Below are 636 nucleotides of genomic sequence, written 5' to 3'. Positions count from 1 at the left end.
GTTAGGAAAAGCCCATTCCATCCTGGAATAGGCCCAATCAATATAGCTTACAAAAAAAACCTGTCTCAAAATCTTAAAGCGAGCTGTTTTTCCAGAATCGTTTTTTCCAAAAAACTCATATCTTACAACTTCATTGGCGGGGAATTCTTTAAAAATTGAGACTCCCACGTCGTGTTCGATATACGTTGCATTTTCTCCGTAGGATTTTATGAATCTGGATGGGCCGTGAAACAACAAATCTGCTTCAGTCAATCCAACCTGTTCAGAAAGCCATAAGGAAAAATAAGGTAAACTATCAAACAAGAATGCGACAATCCTAGGGAAGTCATGCTGTCGCCTCCAATTATTAAAGTCTTCATCCTTCCAGAACAACCAGTCACTTGGCGCAAGCTCAATATTTTCTGTGTACTGCTTACTACTTGCTAACATATTATCTTTCCTTGTGGATCGAAGAAGACACGCTCGTACATTAATTTAAGCCAATAAACTTTTAATCAGAAGTTGTAGGATGTCTACTTACTATATCAACGCCATCATTTTGGCATGACAGCCGCGCTCATAACCTTGTCTATTTTCTCCAGCCTTCTCACTGAGATCAGCAAGGATCGTTGACCGGCCGAATTGGGCACGTTGCAC

The 636-nt window shown here is 40.4% G+C and carries 1 pseudogene; it reads right to left on the bottom strand.

The features are described from left to right. Positions 1-429 (bottom strand): annotated as a pseudogene (locus tag AC1DH9_RS30365) (hypothetical protein); the annotation flags it as partial. Between the last annotated feature and the right edge of the window lie 207 nt (positions 430-636).

The organism is Pseudomonas sp. 05T35, from assembly GCF_056396605.1.
Note: the sequence above shows the minus strand (reverse complement) of the source record. Positions and strands in the feature narration are given on the sequence as shown.